This window comes from Aeromicrobium halocynthiae, from assembly GCF_039531385.1.
In the GTDB taxonomy this organism is placed as follows: domain Bacteria; phylum Actinomycetota; class Actinomycetes; order Propionibacteriales; family Nocardioidaceae; genus Aeromicrobium; species Aeromicrobium halocynthiae.
Genome location: NZ_BAAAPY010000006.1, coordinates 25,243 through 42,019, shown reverse-complemented (window position 1 = coordinate 42,019; position 16,777 = coordinate 25,243). Strand labels below are relative to the sequence as shown.

Sequence of the window (16,777 nt, the reverse complement as noted above, 5' to 3'; positions counted from 1 at the left end):
GCGCGGTCCGCCAGCGCAGAGCGACGGACGTCCGACACGAGGCCCTGCACACAGTGCCTGGGGGCATGGCCGAGGCGGAGAAGAACGAACCGACGCGGACGCATCGAGCCACCAGCACCACATCGCGATCATGCGAGATCGACTGTCGGTGGTCGCACGTAGGTTTGATTCATGGACATCGGGGAGAGCACGAGCGAGGCGGCCATGACCTCGGCCACCCGCGCGGTGGCGCGGGCCGAGGCGGCACAGTATTCGGCGATGCTCGCCTTCCGCGACGCCGAGGAGGCACGCATCAGTCGGCTCGACGGCTCGATGCGTCAGCTCGTGGAGCGCTCGGCGATCCCGATGTCGATCGGGCAGGCCATGGGCCTCTCGGAGAACCAGGTCTGGTCGAGGCTCGCGATCGCAGACCGGATGGTCGCCCACGCGCCCACCTGCTGGGCCGCGTTCTGCGACGGTGTCATCGATGCCGCCCGGGTTCGGGAGATCTCCACCGGTCTGGATCGCCTGGAACGGGAGTCCTCGTGGGCGCTGCTGGACTCCAAGGCCCTCGCCTACGCGACCACCCACACCACCAGCGAGCTCAGGGCCTGGATCAAGCGGTTCGTCACCAAGGTCGAGCCCGCCGAGGCGCTCGAGCGGGCGGAGAAGGCCCGTGAGCAGCGGCACGTGTCGCTGCACCACCTCGAGGACGGCATGTCCTGGCTCTCGGCCTACCTCCCGTCGCACCAGGCAGCGGCGGTGATGAAGCGCCTCGACCGCGCCGCCCGCGTTCCTCTGGACGATGACGACACCCGCACGCTGCCGCAGCGGACTGCGGATCTGTTCGTCTCCTGGCTCACCCACGGCGAGACCACCGACCTCCCCACCGTCACCGGCGACATCGCCGTCACGATCGAGGCGGACGTCCTCACCGGACTCATCGACGGCCACGCCGAATCCAGTGATGGCGAATGGTCCGTCCCCGCCTCGTGGATCCTCGACGACCTCGACCCCGACGACACCTTCTGGCACCGGATCGTCACCGATCCCGTCACCAGCGACGTCCTCGCTCACGACTACGTCGGACGGTTCGCCCCCGAGACCCTCGCCAAGGCCATCAGGTTCAGGGACGGGGTCTGCCGCGCACCAGGATGTCGAGTCCCGGCGGAGAGATGCGACCTGGACCACCGAGAACCCTGGCCCACCGGGGCGACGAACGGATCGAACATGTGGGCACTGTGCAGGAGACACCACTCCATGAAGGGACACGACGTCCTGCGATGGATCCTGCCCACCGGACGCACCATCCCGTCAAGCCCTGCCGAGCACGTCCCCGCCTGACGACCCCGCGATCATCGGCGGCTCCTCGTCGATCAGAAGGCGCCGTGCCGACCCTCGCCGGTGACGAAGCGCTCGGCCCCTGCGGCGCCCTCGGCCGCCACGACCGGCACCCCGGCCGCCCCCTCGGCACGCAACGCATCGGCCAGGTCGAGGTCCCACTGGGCGAGCGCCGAGGCCCGGTCGACCCGCAGGCACTCCTGCGGGAACGCGGCGATGTCCTGTGCCATCTGCTGCGCGGCACCGAGGGCCTCCCCTGGCCCCACGAGACGGTTCACCAGTCCCATGGCGAACGCCTCCTCGGCGTCCACGGGCCGACCCGTGAGGATCATGTCCAGCGCACGGCCCTGGCCGACGACCCGCGGCAGACGCACCGTGCCGCCGTCGATGAGCGGGACGCCCCAGCGCCTGCAGAACACGCCGAAGACGGCGTCGGGCTCGGCGATGCGCACGTCGGCGAGCAGCGCGAGCTCGAGACCGCCGGCCACTGCGTGGCCGGCGACCGCAGCGATCAGCGGCTTGCCCAGCGCGAGACGCGTCGGTCCCATCGGCCCGGAACCACCGCCGGCCGGGTCGAGCTCGTGGCGCCGCTCGGGGTCGGCGACGGCGCTCAGGTCCGCACCCGCGCAGAAGGTGCCTCCCGCGCCGTGCAGCACGGTGACGCAGACCTGCGGATCGGCCTCGGCGGCCAGGAAGGCGTCGCGCAACGCCGCAGCCATCGGGCCGTCGACGGCGTTGCGCACCTCGGGCCGGTCCATCGTGACGGTGGCGACCGGTCCGTCGACCGCGAAGGTGATGCCTGTCATGGGCTCACCCTACGCACGACGACCGTGGCTCCCTAGGATCCAGCCATGTCCGACAGCACGCTGCGCATCCTGCACAACCCCTCGTGCTCGACCTCCCGCCACGCGGTGGAGCAGGCGCGCGACGCGGGGCTGGCACCGGAGCTGGTGCGCTACCTCACCACCCCGCTCACGCGCGAGGAGCTGCTCGAGCTCATCGCGATCCTCGAGGACGATCCGGCCGACCTCGTCCGCAAGGACAGGTTCTTCGTGGAGCAAGGGCTCGACGCCGACGCCTACACGACTCCCGAGCAGGTCGCGGACCTGCTGGTGCAGCACCCGCGTCTGCTCGAGCGTCCGGTGCTCGTGCGCGGCGATCGCGCGATCATCGGCCGGCCGAAGGCTCGCGCCGAGGAGTTCCTGCGCTCGTGAATCATCAGTCGAAGGGGGCGTACGGGCGGGCGCCCTCGACGATCTCCTGGTTCAGGTCACGAAGCCGTCGGACGAGCTCCCTGTCGTCCTGCGCCACCGAGGCCGGCCACCCGTAGCAGGCGGCGACCGCGACGTCGACCTCCCGGTGCAACCCCGCGAGCCCGGCGTGCGCACCCTCGTCCATCGCGTTGTAGAGCTTCGTGAGACCGACCGAGAACTCCCGGCACAGCTCGGCGCGGTGCGCCAGCAGGCGCCGCGAGGCGTCGGCGGCCGCGTCGCGTTGCTCCTGCGTGGCCTGGTCGGGCCACGGGAAGGTCATGAACACCGAGGTCGGCGTGTAGCGGAGGTCGCCCTTCAGGGTGGAGGCCTGCTGCCACGCCCACGCCACGTGGGCCCGCGACTGCAGCACCGCCATGGAGAAGTCGTCGTCGAAGGCGAAGATGTTCGTGGCATCGCTTGCAAGCGTCCAGGGTTCTGCCCATGCGAGACCGAAACGTTTCGAATGTCGACCGGTAGCGATGTGACGAGAGAGCGGCTCCAACGCCGCTCGCATACCAACTCGCGGTTCCCCGAAGAGCCACCACTTTTTTCGATGTCCCTCTCGGCGAACCCCCTCGCGGAAGGGCTTGACTTGGTCGCGCACGATCTCAAGAGCAGCCGGGTACCGGCTCGCCTCCTCGAGAGTGGCCGACGCGAAGTCGATGATCCAACGCGATGGAGCCTGAGACGGACGGTTCAAGATGTCGTCTGACGTCAGGAATGGACGGACCACTGCTGAGTAGTCCATCTCCTCAATGGATAGCAGCCGACGAGCGTCGCTCTCGTCCAGGATGAACCCCGCGCCAACGGGGATCGGCCCTTGAAAGCACTTCGATCGGTTGGCCGAAAGGGTCTCTGGCGTCCGCTCTGACGTTGTCTCGCGCAGGTCAGGTCCGATGGCGCTCACTGCGAGCCCGTCGGTGACGGCGACGGCCGGAATCACCGACGGATCGTGCACCCAATTCGCGATCGACACATGAACCTTGGCTTCGCCGGGCCACTTCTGCGAGGCCACCGCATCAGTGATGACGCCGCCCCGATCGACGACGTACTGCAAGGAGGCGCTACGGGCTCGGTTCTGCGAGATCGAGTTCGTGCCGACGAGTCCAGCACGCTGGTCGGGCTGCAGATGATCGACAGCCCGTCGGAACCAGTAGACGCACAGGTCCTTCACGCCGACACCGAACTCTGTCTTCAGCCACTCCGTGTAGGCGTCACCCAAGGCCTGCCGGATGCGCTGCGAACCGAGGAACGGCGGGTTGCCCACGATGCAGTCGGTCTCGGGCCAGGGGACCCGGAGGGCGTCGGCGGTCTTGATGCTCGACAGCGTGACGAGCGGCAGCGGCTGCTCCGCCTCGCCGAACCGCTCGATCATCTGGCGATGACCCATCCAGAGCGTCACCCGTGCGATCAGCGCCGAGGCCGGCTCGATCTCGATGCCCTGCATGTTGGTGAGCGGCACGAACGGCCACGGGCCGGGCGGCACCGGCAGGCCGGTCTCCTGCGCGAGGTCACGGATCCGCTGCTTCAGGACGAACTCCAGCTCGCGCAGCTCGCGGTACGCCACGTAGAGGAAGTTGCCGCAGCCGCACGCGGGGTCGAGGACCCGGAAGCGGCACAGCTCGTCGAGCAGGTCCCGGGCCTGCGCCGGGGTGGCGGTGGCCTCGATGCGCTCGCGCCACGGGGCGACGATCGTCGGTCCGACGATCTTCATGATGTCGACCTCGTGGGTGTAGTGGGCGCCCAGCTCCCAGCGTCGGTCGCCCAGCACGCCCTCCATGAGCGACCCGAAGATCGTGGGGTCGACCTGGCTCCAGTCGTACGACGTCGCCTCGCTCAACCAGCGGAGCTCGTCGGGGCGGAGCGTCACCTCGGCAGGCTCGGCGAAGAGGTCCCCGTTGACGTAGGTCGTGCCCGTCAGCTCGCCGACGCGGTTCTGCTTGCCCTTCTGGTTCAGCACCCGGAACAGCCAGCCGAGCTCCTTGGCGGAGTTCAGCGACGGGTCCTGCAGGAGCCGGTGGACCGTCCGCTCGAACGGCCAGTCCTGCAGCATCCGCAGGTCCTCGGCGAACATGCACCAGACCGACTGCATGACGAACCGCTGGATGTCCTGCGGCGGAGCCGCGACACGGTCGACGAGCGACTCGTAGACCCGAGCGAGCGCCCCCGCCGCCTCCTTGGTCATCTCGCGGTCGTGCTCGACGAACGACGGCTCCACCTGCGGTCCGGCCAGGAAGGCCAGCACGTCGTAGCGGGACGGGAGGTCCTCCAGGCGCAGCGTCACGCGCGGGTTCTTGGGGAACTCCCCCGGCTGCCAGATCTCGAAGGCGTCGAAGGAGCAGATGACGACGTACCGCGCGGCGCGCCGACCCTCGGCCTCGTCGGCCGACTCCACCCAGTACCGCTGGATCTGCCGCCGTGCCGTCGCCGGATCGGTGCCGGGGCGCTTCATCTCCACGATGCAGACCTCGGGCCAGTGCAGGTCCATGAAGCCGGCCGAGGACCTGAAGTCCTCGAAGCGCGCCCCCACCAGCAGGCGGTCCGACCCGTAGCAGGCGAACAGCTCGTTCAGGAAGGTCTGCGCCTCCGACTTCTCCGTGCCCTGGTACCCGCTCCACCGCTGCACGAACGACGTGAGGTTGGCCTGGATCTCGAGGCCGCTGAGCGCCACGGGTCAGAGCAGACGCAGCGAGTCGCCGGCGAAGTACGTGTCCTGCTGCAGGCGCTTGCGCTGACGCTCGAGCTCGGGGATGAGCGCCGTGAGCGCGAGCTCGGCATTCGTGTCGACGCCGTCCTTCTGCACGACCTTCAACGCCTTCTTCGCCGCAGCGATGGAGTGCTCGAGGGTGAGCAGGACGTCCGAGACGCGTTGCGCGGACCGCTCCAGAGCGACCTGGTCGTCCGTTCGGGCATCCAGGTCACGACGTCCGGGCTCGGGTGCTGCAGCAGGCATGGGTTCCTCTCGACGGACCTACCCTAGTCGCGCCGACCACCAGAGGCGATCATCCACGCGGGGGCCTGTGGAATCACAGGAGGTCGCGCAGCTCCTTGGGCAGCTCGAAGTCGTCGGCCCCACCGGCCTGGTCGAAGCCGAACGCGCCGGCACCGGCCTGCTTGCCCTGCGCCTTCTCGGCGGCCTCGCGCTCCAGCTGGGCGCGCTTGGCCGGGTTGCCGGGGCCGCGACGCCCCTTCTTCTTCTTGTTCTGCGGCTTCTGCCGCGCGCCGGCACGCTTGCCGGGCCCGCCGGGCATGCCAGGCATCGCGCCCGGCATCCCGGGCATGCCACCACCCTTGGCCATCTGCTGCATCATCTTGCTGGCCTCGAAGAATCGCGTGACCAGCTGGTTGACGTCCTGGACCGTGGTGCCCGAGCCGGCACTGATGCGCTTGCGGCGCGAGCCGTCGATGATCTTGGGGTTGTCGCGCTCGGCCGGGGTCATCGAGCGGATGATCGCCTTGAGCTTGTCGACCTCGCGCTCGTCGAAGTTCGCCAGCTGCTCCTTGAACTGACCCATGCCCGGGAGCATCCCCATGAGCTTGGTCATCGAGCCCATCTTGGCCATGGCCTCCATCTGCTGGAGGAAGTCGGCAAGGGTGAACTGACCGCCCATGAGCCGGGCGGCGTCCTTCTCGGCCTGCTCGGCGTCGTAGACCTTCTCGGCCTGCTCGATCAGGGTGAGCATGTCGCCCATGTCGAGGATGCGCGAGGCCATCCGGTCGGGGTGGAAGACCTCGAAGTCGGTGAGCTGCTCGCCGGTGGAGGCGAACATGATGGGACGGCCGGTGACCTCGCGGATGCTGAGCGCGGCACCGCCTCGCGCGTCGCCGTCGAGCTTCGACAGCACGACGCCGGTGAAGTCGACGCCCTCGGCGAAGGCCTGTGCCACCTGCACGGCGTCCTGGCCGATCATCGCGTCGATGACGAAGAGCACCTCGTCGGGCTGCACGGCGTCGCGGATGTCGGAGGCCTGCTGCATGAGCTCGGCGTCGACGCCGAGACGGCCGGCGGTGTCGACGATGACGACGTCGTGCAGCGACCGCCTGGCCTCGGCGACGCCGTCGCGAGCCACCTGGACCGGGTCGCCGGAGGACCGGGTCCCCTCCGTGCCGCCGTCGCCCGCGCCGGTACTCCCGGGCTCCGGCGCGAACACCGTCACGCCGGCGCGCTCGCCGACGACCTGGAGCTGGTTGACGGCGTTGGGTCGCTGGAGGTCGGCCGCGACGAGCAGCGGGCTGTTGCCCTGCTCCTTCAGCCAGCGGGCGAGCTTCCCGGCGAGCGTGGTCTTGCCGGCTCCCTGCAAGCCGGCCAGCATGATGACCGTCGGCGGGGTCTTGGCGAACCGGATGCGGCGAGTCTCGCCCCCGAGGATGCCGATGAGCTCCTCGTTGACGATCTTGATGACCTGCTGCGCCGGGTTGAGGGCCGCGGAGACCTCCTCGCCGGACGCGCGCTCCTTGATGCGACCCACGAAGGCACGCACGACGGGCACGGCGACGTCGGCGTCCAGCAGCGCGAGACGGATCTCGCGAGCCGTCGCGTCGATGTCGGCCTCGCTGAGCCGACCCTTGCCACGCAGGTTCTTGAACGCCGACTGGAGGCGGTCTTGCAGGCTGTCGAACATGCGCGGTGCTTCTCCGGGACGGTCGTCGGACGGGTGACTCGATGGGCGAGGACCACCCTAACGGAGGGGATCGAGCGAGCTCAGTCCAGCAGGGCGTCGACGAACTCCTCCGCCTCGAACGGCGCGAGGTCGTCAGCACCCTCGCCGAGGCCGACGAACTTGACCGGCACGCCCAGCTCGCGCTGGACCGCCACGACGATGCCCCCCTTGGCCGTGCCGTCGAGCTTGGTGAGCACCACCCCGGTGACGTCGACCACCTCGCTGAAGACCTGCGCCTGGCGCAGTCCGTTCTGACCGGTGGTGGCGTCGATGACCAGGAGCACCTCGGTGATCGGTGCCTGCTTCTCGGCGACCCGCTTGACCTTGCCCAGCTCGTCCATGAGCCCGGCCTTCGTGTGCAGGCGTCCGGCGGTGTCGACCAGCACGGTGTCGACGCCGTCCTGGATGCCCCGCTGGACGGCGGTGTAGCCGACGCTGGCCGGGTCGGCCCCCTCGGCGCCACGGACGGTGGGGACGCCGACCCGCTCTCCCCAGGTCTGCAGCTGGTCGGCCGCCGCGGCGCGGAAGGTGTCGGCGGCGCCGAGCAGCACCGTCCGGTCCTGCGCGACCAGCACGCGCGCCAGGCGACCGACGGTCGTGGTCTTGCCGGTGCCGTTCACGCCGACGACGAGCACGACCCCGGGCAACCCGTCGTCCCCGATGCTCCTGAGGGAGCGGTCCATCTGCGGGCCGACGAGGTCGATCAGCTCCTCGCGCAGGGCCGCCTTGGCGCGCTCGGGGTCGTCGATGCCCTCCACCCGCACGCGCGTGCGCAGGTTCTCGACCAGCTCGGTCGTCGGACCGACACCGACGTCGGCGGCGAGCAGCGTGTCCTCCAGCTCCTCCCAAGCGGCGTCGTCGAGGTCGGTGCGCCCGAGGACGGCCAGCAGGCCGCGCCCGAGCGAGGAGTTGGAGCGCGCGAGCCGTCCGCGCAGGCGTGCGAGTCGACCGCGGGGCGCCTCGGGTCGTTCCAGCGTGGCGGTGCCCACGGCCGGGGTCTCCTCGAACGGTGGCTCCTCGTCCTCCGACGGGAGGTGCGGTTCCGGGTCCTCGGGGTGCTCGATGTGCTCCTCGGTGATCGCGTCGAGCTCCGAGGGCGGTGGCAGCTCCCCCCGGCCCCGACGGACCAGCAACGCGCCGCCACCGCCGATGACGACGACGGCCAGGGCGATGAGGGCGACAAGGGCTTCCGTGGTCAGTGAGGTCACGGATCCCACCCTAGGTGGCCGACGGCGGGCTGCTCGCGAGGGCGGCGTCGGCGTGGTCGACGCCGGCCGGGCGCGGCACCTCGAGGTGCAGGCGGTGAGCGCCGGCGAATCGGTCGACGACCGCCGGGCTGTGCGTCACGACGACCAGGGAGTGCGCCGGGACGAGTCGGGCCAGGTCGTCGAGCAGGGCCGCGGCGGTGGGCGCGTCGAGGTGCTCGGTGGGCTCGTCGAGCACGAGGACGTCGTGGTCGGCGAGCAACAGCCGGGCGAGCGCGAGGCGTTGCCGTTCCCCACCGGAGAGACGCGAGCCCGACTCCCCCACGGCCGTGTCCAGGCCCTGCGGGAGCGATCGGACGAAGGTGCCGAGGCCGGCTCGGTCGAGCACGGCCAGCATCGCCTCGTCGTCGGCACCGGGGTCCGCGACCCTGAGGTTCTCGCGGACCGTGGTGTCCAGGACGGTCTCGTCCTGAGCCAGGAGGCCGATGCGGCAGGGGTCCACCCCGCCCACGCGGCCGGAGACGGGCGGCAGGAAGCCGAGCAGCGTCGCAGCAAGCGTGCTCTTGCCGCTGCCACTCGGGCCGGTGACGAGAAGCACCTGCCCGCGCGGGAGCGTCGCGGTGAGTCCGCAGGCTGCTCCGGGTGCGGGCCGTCCGGCCCACCCGACGACGAGGTCCTGCATGCGCAGCGCCTCGGTCGAGGCCGTGCGCCGACCCGCGGTCGCCACCGGGACGCCGATCGTCTCCAGGGCGTCGAGCCGGCGTTGCGCGGCCTCGACGGCCGGACGGTGTCGTTCGGCCTCCACGAGGGACTCCAGGACCTCGGCCAGGCCGAGCGGCGCGAGCACGAGCACGCCGACCACCGACGCCGGGACGGAGGCTCCTGGCACCAGGACGACGACCGCGAGGAGCGAGAGCGCTGTCGAGGCGAGGACGAGGGCGGTCCCACGACCCTGCCACCCGGTGTCACCACGGTCGAGGCGAGCCATCGCGTCCACGACGGCATGTGCCTGCTCGGCCCGCTCGCGGGAGGAGCCGTAGGCGAGCAGGTCGGGTGCGGTGCGGGTGAGCTCGGTGACGCGACCGGCCAGCCGGTCCTCCTGCGTGAGCTCGAGCCCTGCGCTCGAGCGCCCGCGCGTCCGCGGCAGCACCCAGCGCACGATGACGGCCACGAGCAGGGCCTGCAGCGCGAGCACCAGGCCGGCCGCCGGGAGCAGCCAGGCGGTCACCGCGACGAGGAGAGTCGTCGTGGCCGCCGCGCTCGTCCACGGCAACCGGACGCGCAGGAGGCGGTCCTGAGTCCGCTCGACGTCCTGGACGACGCGTTGGACGACCTCTCCGTGGCGCAGTCCAGCCAGACCGGCCGGGGCGGCCCGGTCCAGGGCACGGTAGGCCCCGACCCGGGCCTCGACGGCCCGCTCGAGGGCGACGTCGTGACTGACGAGCCGTTCGGCGTAGCGCAGGACGGCGCGTGAGACGCCGAACATGCGCACCGAGGTGACGGCCACGAGCAGGTAGAGCACCGGCGGCTGCTCCGCGGCCCGGACGACCAGCCAGCCGGAGGTCAGCAGCAGGGCCACCGAGCTGACCTGCGCCCCGGCGGCGAGGCCCGTGGCGAGCACGGTCCTCGCGCCGGCGCCGAGGCGTCGCCGCGACTCGCGACTCATCGCGTCGTCCCCTCGGCCACCGAGGACACGACGGTCCCCGACGAGACGTCGAGCCTGATCTCCCGCTCGGCGACATGGACCGCCTCCGGCCGGTGCGAGACGACGAGCACGGTGACGTCGAGGTCGCACAGGACGCCGAGCACCGCGCTCTCGCGGGCGTCGTCGAGTCCTGCTGTGGGCTCGTCGAGCAGCAGCAGGTCGGTCGTCCCGGTCCGCACCCGCAGCAGGGCTCGGGCGATCCCGAGACGTCGTCGTTCTCCTGCCGAGAGGCTGCGACCGGCCTCGTCGATCGACCGGTCCGGCGAGACGTCAGCCGCCCCGACGTCGCGGAGCGCACGCCGGACCTGCTCGTCGTCGGCGTCGGGATCACCGAGGCGGACGTTGTCGGCGACCGTCCCGGCGAGCAGGCCGGGCACCTGGGGCACCCAGGCGATGCGTCGGCGCCACTGCTCGACGTCGAGCTGGTCGAGCTCGTGCCCACCCACGATCACCCGACCGGCGGTGGGGTGGACGAAGCCGAGCAGCACGGCCAGCAGCGTCGACTTGCCCGCTCCCGACGCACCGGTGACGGCGATGAACTCCCCCGGCTCGATCACCTCGTGGTCGACCCGCAGCGACGGCGCCTCGCGCCCCTCGTGGCGGACCTCGAGTCCGTCCAGCACGATCCGGGGCCGGACCGGGGGCGCCGCCCATCCGCTCGACCGCCCGGACTCCAGCAGGTCCATGGCCTCGTGCGCGACCGTGGCACCGTCGACACTGTCGTGGAAGGCCGCGCCGAGCCGACGTAGCGGGAGGTAGGCCTCCGGGGCCAGGACGATGACGAACAGGCCCGTCTGCAGGTCCATGGACCCGCCGACCAGTCGCAGGCCGGTGCTCACCGCGACGATCGCGACCGACAGCGTCGAGAACAGCTCGAGCACGAGGGAGGAGAGGAACGCCGTGCGCAGCGACTCCATCGTCGCGCGGTGGTGCCGTCGTCCGTTCTCCCGCAGACCACGCTCCTGGTCACGGCCGAAGACCTTGAACAGGACGATGCCGTCGAGGACGTCGGAGAAGTGCCGCCCGAGCCGTCCGAGCTCGCCCCAGCGCCGGTCCAGCCGGTCACGCGTCACCAGGCCGACGAGCACCAGGAAGACCACGACCAGCGGCACCGTCAGGACCACGATGAGGGCCGAGAGCAGGTCGACGACGGCGAGGGCCACCACCACGACGACCGGCACGACGGCGGTGAGTGCCGCCTGCGGCAAGAACCGCGCGACGTAGCCGTCGAGCCTGTCGAGACCACCGTCGAGCAGGGTGCTGAACCGTGCCGACTGAGGCACCTGCCCCGTGCGGCGAGGGTCCAGCAGATGGTCGACGAGCTCGTGCCTCAGCTCGGTGCGCACCGTCGTGGAGGCGCGAGTCGCCAGCACGCCCGACGTCCAGGACACCAGCCCCCGCAGGACGAGCACGAGAGCGAGGGCGACGGCGGCGAGCAGGGCCGGGTCGGACGTGAACAGCGCCGCCACGACGCTCGCGACCAACCCGGCCTGCACGACGAGCAGACCGGCGGTGACGACTCCGAGTCCGACCACCGCCACCAGGTGGCACCGCACCGCGCGGGAGCGTCGCACCAACCGGGGGTCGACGGGCTTCATCGTGACGCTCCCGTCGTGCCGGACTCGATGAGCACGTCGTCGGGGATGTGGTGGGTGCCGATGCGGCGGCGGAAGACCCAGTACGACCAGGCCTGGTAGCCGACGACGACGGGCGTGAAGACGGCCGCGACCCACGTCATGATCGTCAGGGTGTACGGCGTGGAGGAGGCGTTCTCCGTCGTCAGGCTCCAGGCAGGATCGAGCGAGGACGGCATCACGTCGGGGAACAGGGAACCGAACAGCATCACGGTGACGGCCGCGATGCTGAGGGCCGTCCCGGTGAAGGCCCAGCCCTCGCGGCGCGAGCCGGTGGCGAGGAGGGCCATGAGGAAGGTTGCCGCGGCGACGCCACCGGCTGCCCACACCAGCACGCTGTCGTCGCGACCGGCGGTCCAGACGACGAAGACCACCGCCAGCACCGCCGCGACCGAGCCGACGCGCAGCGCGAAGCCACGCGAGCGCTCGCGGATGTCACCGACCGTCTTGAGCGCGACGAAGATCGCTCCGTGGGTGAGGAAGACCGTCAGGGTCACGAGACCGCCGAGCAGGGCGTACGGGTTCAGCAGGTCGAGGACGCTGCCGACGAACTCCTTGTCGGCGTCGATCGGGACCCCGGCCACGATGTTCGCCAGCGCCACGCCCCACAGGACCGCGGGCACCACGGAGCCGAAGACGATCGCCACGTCGCACCGACGCTTCCACGCCTGTTCGGGGCGCTTGCTGCGGTACTCCAGGCCGACGATGCGCAGGATCAGGGCCACCAGGATCAGCAGCAGCGGCAGGTAGAACCCGCTGAACAGCGTCGCGTACCACTCCGGGAAGGCCGCGAACGTGGCCCCGCCGGCCACGAGGAGCCACACCTCGTTGCCGTCCCACACCGGCCCGATCGTGTTGAGCAGCACCCGCCGCTCCTTCTCGTCGCGGGCCAGCACGGCGGTGAGCATGCCGACCCCGAAGTCGAACCCCTCGAGCACGAGGTAGCCCATCCACAAGACGGCGATGAGCAGGAACCAGACGGTCGTGAGCTCCATGGCGGTGTTCCTCGTTCCGGGTGGGTCGGGGGTCAGTAGGCGTAGGCGAGCGGCTTGTCCGGGTCGTCGACCGTCTCCTGCGGATCGACGTCGGGAAGGCCCTTGCGGATGTAGGTGAGCAGGAGCTTGACCTCGATGACCGCGAGGACCCCGTAGAGGGCGGTGAACCCGACGAGCGAGGTCAGGACGGTCCCGGGGCCCACGCTCGGGGAGACACCGGCGGCGGTCGGCATGAGCCCGAAGACCACCCAGGGCTGTCGGCCCAGCTCGGTGAACAACCACCCGAAGGAGTTGGCGGCGAGCGGCAGGAACGGCAGGACGATCGCCGTCCGCAGCAGCCAGCGGCCCGAACGGGTGCCACGCTCGGGTGACCGGCCGCGCCGGGTGGCCCACAGCATCCAGGCTCCGCCCAGCATCGCCAGCGCACCGGCGGTGATCATCATGCGGAAGGTCCAGTACGTGACCGGGATGTTCGGGCTGTAGTCGCCGGGCCCGTAGAGCTGCTCGTACTCGGCCTGCAGGGAGTTGATGCCGCGCACCTGCCCGTCCCACGTGCCGGTGCCGAGGTAGGAGAGCAGTCTCGGCACGGTGATCTCGAGGACAGGCTCGCGTCCGTCGAGGGTCCCGATCGTCAGGACCGAGAACGACGCGGGCGCCTCGTCCTCGTACAGCGCCTCGGCCGCCGCCATCTTCATCGGCTGGACCTCGGTCATGACCTTGCCCTGGATGTCTCCGGTGATCATCGTCCCGAGCCCCGAGACCAGCAGGACGACACCACCGAGGCGCAGGGCGGTGCGGAACGTCTCCCGCTCGCTCGTGCCGGTCTCGCTGCCGTCGTTGTTCGACGGCCGCATCATCTGCCACATCGAGATGCCCGCGACGAAGGCACCACCGACCATGAAGCACGCGAAGATCGTGTGCGGGAAGGTGATGAGGACGACGGGGTTCGTCAGCACGGCCCAGAAGTCGGTGAGCTCGGCTCGACCGAGCTCCTCGTTCATCGCATAGCCGACGGGGTTCTGCATGAAGGAGTTCGCGGCGAGGATGAAGTAGGCGCTCAGGACGGTCCCGATCGCCGCGAGCCAGATGCAGGTCAGGTGCAGGGCCGGCTTGAGCCGGTCCCAGCCGAAGATCCACAGCCCCAAGAAGGTCGACTCCAGGAAGAACGCCAGCAGTCCCTCGATCGCGAGCGGGGCACCGAACACGTCGCCGACGAAGCGCGAGTAGTCACTCCAGTTCATGCCGAACTGGAACTCCTGGACGATCCCGGTGGCGATGCCCATCGCGAAGTTGATCAGGAAGAGCTTGCCGTAGAACTTCGTCAGCCGGAGGTACTTCTCCTTGCCCGTGCGGTGCCACGCGGTCTGGAACATCGCGACGAGGAAGATCAGGCCGATCGTGATGGGCACGAAGAAGAAGTGATAGACGGTCGTGATGCCGAACTGCCACCGGGCGAGCTCGAGTGCGTCCATGGTGTCCTCCGCGTCGGGGCAGAACTACTACTGGTCGTAGTAACTACTACCGACAGTAGTACACGAGGAGGTCGCCACGCACCGAGTCCTACCTCACGTAGTAGATTGGGGTCATGCCCCGTCTCGGAGACCTCGAACGCGCCGTCATGAACGTCCTGTGGGACGCCGCGGGCCCCCTGTCGGTCCGCGAGGTGCTGGACGCCCTTCCCGACGAGCTCGCCTACACGACGGTCATGACCGTGCTCGACCGGCTCGGCGCCAAGGACATGGTCCAGCGCGAGCGAGCCGGACGAGCGTTCCGCTACCTGCCGGCCCGCAGCCGCGACGAGGCCACCGCCGAGGTGCTGCACGCCGCTCTCGACGAGGCCGGTGGCGACCGGACGTCCGCGCTGGTGCACTTCGCCAGGAGCGTGGACGCCGCCGAGGCCGCCGCCCTGCGCGCCGCACTGGAGGAGATCGAGCGCGGCGCAGGCACGTGACTCCCGTCGCGCTCGGACTGATCGGCCTCGCCCTGGCGCTGCCGGTCCCTGCGCTGCTCGCCCGCGCCCGGTGGCCCCACCGGTCCCCCGCCGCCGCGATCGTCATGTGGCAGTCCCTGGCGCTCGCCGCGATCCTCGCGACCTCCGGAGCCGGCCTCGCCACCGCCCTGTGGCTGGTCACCGACGAGGACCCAGCTCCCTGGCGCATCGTCGCGCACGTCGTGGTCCTGGGCGTCGGCCTGATGGTGTGGGCCCGCTTCTGGTGGGCAGCCTGGCACGTCTGGCGCGACACTCAACGACGTCGGGGACGCCACCGCGAGCTGGTGGACCTCCTCGGCGAGCCGCACGGGCTCGCGCCGGCGGTCCGGATCCTGGCCGAGCAGACGCCGGTCGCCTACTGCATCCCGCGCCTGCGCGACTCCCGGGTCGTCCTGTCGAGCGGTGCCCTCGAGAATCTCGACGAGGAGTCCGTCGCCGCGGTGCTCGAGCACGAGCGCGCCCACGTGCGCACGCGGCACGACCTCGTGCTCGAGGCGTTCAGCGTCCTGCGCCGCGCCTACCCCCGCGTCCTGCGCACCGACGCGCCCCTGCGCCAGAGCCAGCTCCTGGTCGAGCTGATGGCCGACGACGCCGCTCGCCGACGGGTCGGCGACGCACCGCTCGCTCGCGCCATCGTCGCCCTCGCCGGGAGTCGGACACCCGCCGGCGCCCTCGGCGCCGGTGGTGACGCCCTCGTGCGGCTCGAGCGGCTGCGGGACGCGGACCGTTCGTCGTGGTGGGCCACGACCCTCGCAATCGCCATCTCCTGCGCGGTGCTCGTCGTGCCGACCGTGGCACTCGCCGTCCCCTGGATGGCCCATGCGCTCGAGGTCCTGCTGACCCGGTGAGGACGAGACCGCTGTCGAAGGACAGGCACGCCTAAGTTAGGGTGCCCTGAACACGCCGATCGACGGCGACCGACGAGCCGCTTCGAGGTTCGACACGGCTCGCCGTCCCTACCCCCAAGGAACCATGCACCCGTCTCGCACCCTGCGTCTCGCTCTGCCTGCCATCGCCCCCACACTCGGCCTTGTGCTCGTGCTCTCCGCCTGCGGCGGCTCCTCCGACGAGGCCGACGCCTCGGACGATCCCCTGACCGTCTACGTCGGCCGTGACGAGGAGCTGGTCGCGCCGCTGCTCGAGCAGTTCACCGAGGAGACCGGCATCGAGGTCGAGGCTCGTTACGCCGGCACCCCCGAGCTGGCCGCGACCCTGCTCGACGAGGGCGAGAACAGCCCCGCCGACGTCTTCTTGTCCCAGGACGCCGGTGCCCTCGGGGCGCTGTCCGACGCCGGCCTGGTCGACGCGCTGCCCGACGAGATCACCGGGGCCGTCTCCCCCGAGCTGACCTCCACCGACGGCACCTGGGTCGGCGTCACCGGACGCGCCCGCGTCATCGCCTACGACGGCGAGGAGCTCTCCGCCGACGAGGTGCCCGACTCCGTCACCGACCTCACCGCCGACGAGTGGGAGGGCCGTGTCGGGTTCCCGCCCGGGAACGCTTCGTTCCAGTCGTTCGTGACGGGCTACCGGGTCGCCGAGGGCGACGCAGCCGCCCAGGCCTGGCTCGAGGGCATGGCCGACAACGACGTCCAGTCCTACGAGAAGAACGGCGAGGTGCTCGAGGCCGTGAACTCCGGCCAGCTCGACCTCGGCCTCATCAACCACTACTACTGGTTCCAGACCGCTGCCGAGGTCGGGGCGGAGAACATGCGCGCACAGCTGAAGTTCCCCGAGGCCGGCGATCCCGGCGCCCTGGTCAACGTCACCGGCGCGGCCGTCCTGTCCGACCACCCCGACGCGCGGGCGTTCGTCGAGTACCTCGTCTCCGAGGCGGGACAGACCTACTTCGTCGAGAACACCTACGAGTACCCCCTCGTCCCGGGCATTGCCGCCCCCGAGGGACTGCCCGCCCTCGAGGAGCTCCAGGGTCCGGAGATCGACCTCTCCGACCTTGCCGACCTCGAGACGACGGTCACGATGATCGACGAGTCCGGGCTGAGCTGAGTCGACT

The 16,777-nt window shown here is 70.7% G+C and carries 14 protein-coding genes; 5 read left to right on the top strand and 9 right to left on the bottom strand.

The features are described from left to right. The first annotated feature begins 171 nt into the window (after positions 1–171). Positions 172–1,323 carry an HNH endonuclease signature motif containing protein gene (locus ABD213_RS09580; protein WP_344327379.1) on the top strand — a complete coding sequence of 384 codons (1,152 nt, stop codon included), beginning with the start codon at positions 172–174 and terminating at the stop codon, positions 1,321–1,323. Positions 1,324–1,355: 32 nt separating this feature from the next. On the opposite strand, the gene ABD213_RS09575 is transcribed toward ABD213_RS09580, so the two are convergent. Then, positions 1,356–2,126 carry a crotonase/enoyl-CoA hydratase family protein gene (locus tag ABD213_RS09575; RefSeq protein ID WP_344327378.1) on the bottom strand — a complete coding sequence of 257 codons (771 nt, stop codon included), beginning with the start codon at positions 2,124–2,126 and terminating at the stop codon, positions 1,356–1,358. A gap of 45 nt (positions 2,127–2,171) precedes the next feature. Between ABD213_RS09575 and ABD213_RS09570 the strand changes: the two genes are divergently transcribed. Beyond that, positions 2,172–2,534: an ArsC/Spx/MgsR family protein gene (locus tag ABD213_RS09570; RefSeq protein ID WP_344327376.1), complete on the top strand. Its 363-nt coding sequence runs from the start codon at positions 2,172–2,174 to the stop codon at positions 2,532–2,534. Positions 2,535–2,538: 4 nt separating this feature from the next. Here ABD213_RS09570 and ABD213_RS09565 read toward each other — a convergent pair whose 3' ends face one another. The 8 genes from ABD213_RS09565 to ABD213_RS09530 all read right to left on the bottom strand — a co-directional run bounded on the left by ABD213_RS09565 (position 2,539) and on the right by ABD213_RS09530 (position 14,245). Next, positions 2,539–5,244: a DNA methyltransferase gene (locus tag ABD213_RS09565; protein ID WP_344327374.1), complete on the bottom strand. Its 2,706-nt coding sequence runs from the start codon at positions 5,242–5,244 to the stop codon at positions 2,539–2,541. 3 nt (positions 5,245–5,247) lie between these two features. Further along, positions 5,248–5,526, bottom strand: coding sequence for a hypothetical protein (locus ABD213_RS09560; RefSeq protein ID WP_344327372.1), 279 nt, complete (start codon positions 5,524–5,526; stop codon positions 5,248–5,250). Positions 5,527–5,599: 73 nt separating this feature from the next. Continuing rightward, positions 5,600–7,195: a signal recognition particle protein gene (gene ffh, locus ABD213_RS09555; RefSeq protein WP_344327371.1), complete on the bottom strand. Its 1,596-nt coding sequence runs from the start codon at positions 7,193–7,195 to the stop codon at positions 5,600–5,602. Between the two features lie 80 nt (positions 7,196–7,275). After that, positions 7,276–8,433 (bottom strand): signal recognition particle-docking protein FtsY, encoded by a 1,158-nt coding sequence (ftsY, locus tag ABD213_RS09550; RefSeq protein ID WP_344327724.1) that lies wholly within the window; start codon positions 8,431–8,433, stop codon positions 7,276–7,278. Positions 8,434–8,452: 19 nt separating this feature from the next. Beyond that, positions 8,453–10,105, bottom strand: coding sequence for a thiol reductant ABC exporter subunit CydC (cydC, locus tag ABD213_RS09545; protein ID WP_344327369.1), 1,653 nt, complete (start codon positions 10,103–10,105; stop codon positions 8,453–8,455). Continuing rightward, on the bottom strand, positions 10,102–11,742 hold the full coding sequence (gene cydD / locus ABD213_RS09540; protein ID WP_344327368.1) for a thiol reductant ABC exporter subunit CydD: 1,641 nt from the start codon (positions 11,740–11,742) through the stop codon (positions 10,102–10,104). Before cydD ends, cydC begins: the two co-directional genes overlap by 4 nt. Beyond that, positions 11,739–12,773 (bottom strand): cytochrome d ubiquinol oxidase subunit II, encoded by a 1,035-nt coding sequence (gene cydB / locus ABD213_RS09535; protein ID WP_344327366.1) that lies wholly within the window; start codon positions 12,771–12,773, stop codon positions 11,739–11,741. The genes cydD and cydB overlap by 4 nt, the downstream gene beginning before the upstream one ends. A 32-nt stretch (positions 12,774–12,805) precedes the next feature. After that, positions 12,806–14,245 carry a cytochrome ubiquinol oxidase subunit I gene (locus ABD213_RS09530; RefSeq protein ID WP_344327364.1) on the bottom strand — a complete coding sequence of 480 codons (1,440 nt, stop codon included), beginning with the start codon at positions 14,243–14,245 and terminating at the stop codon, positions 12,806–12,808. Positions 14,246–14,358: 113 nt separating this feature from the next. Here ABD213_RS09530 and ABD213_RS09525 point away from each other — a divergent pair, with 113 nt between their 5' ends. The 3 genes from ABD213_RS09525 to ABD213_RS09515 all read left to right on the top strand — a co-directional run bounded on the left by ABD213_RS09525 (position 14,359) and on the right by ABD213_RS09515 (position 16,770). Beyond that, on the top strand, positions 14,359–14,724 hold the full coding sequence (locus ABD213_RS09525) for a BlaI/MecI/CopY family transcriptional regulator (RefSeq protein ID WP_344327363.1): 366 nt from the start codon (positions 14,359–14,361) through the stop codon (positions 14,722–14,724). Then, complete coding sequence (locus tag ABD213_RS09520; protein ID WP_344327361.1) at positions 14,721–15,611, top strand: M56 family metallopeptidase; 891 nt, start codon at positions 14,721–14,723, stop codon at positions 15,609–15,611. Before ABD213_RS09525 ends, ABD213_RS09520 begins: the two co-directional genes overlap by 4 nt. Positions 15,612–15,795: 184 nt before the next feature. Continuing rightward, entirely contained in the window at positions 15,796–16,770 is a 975-nt protein-coding gene (locus tag ABD213_RS09515) for an iron ABC transporter substrate-binding protein (protein WP_344327360.1), read from the top strand. The last annotated feature ends 7 nt before the right edge of the window (positions 16,771–16,777 follow it).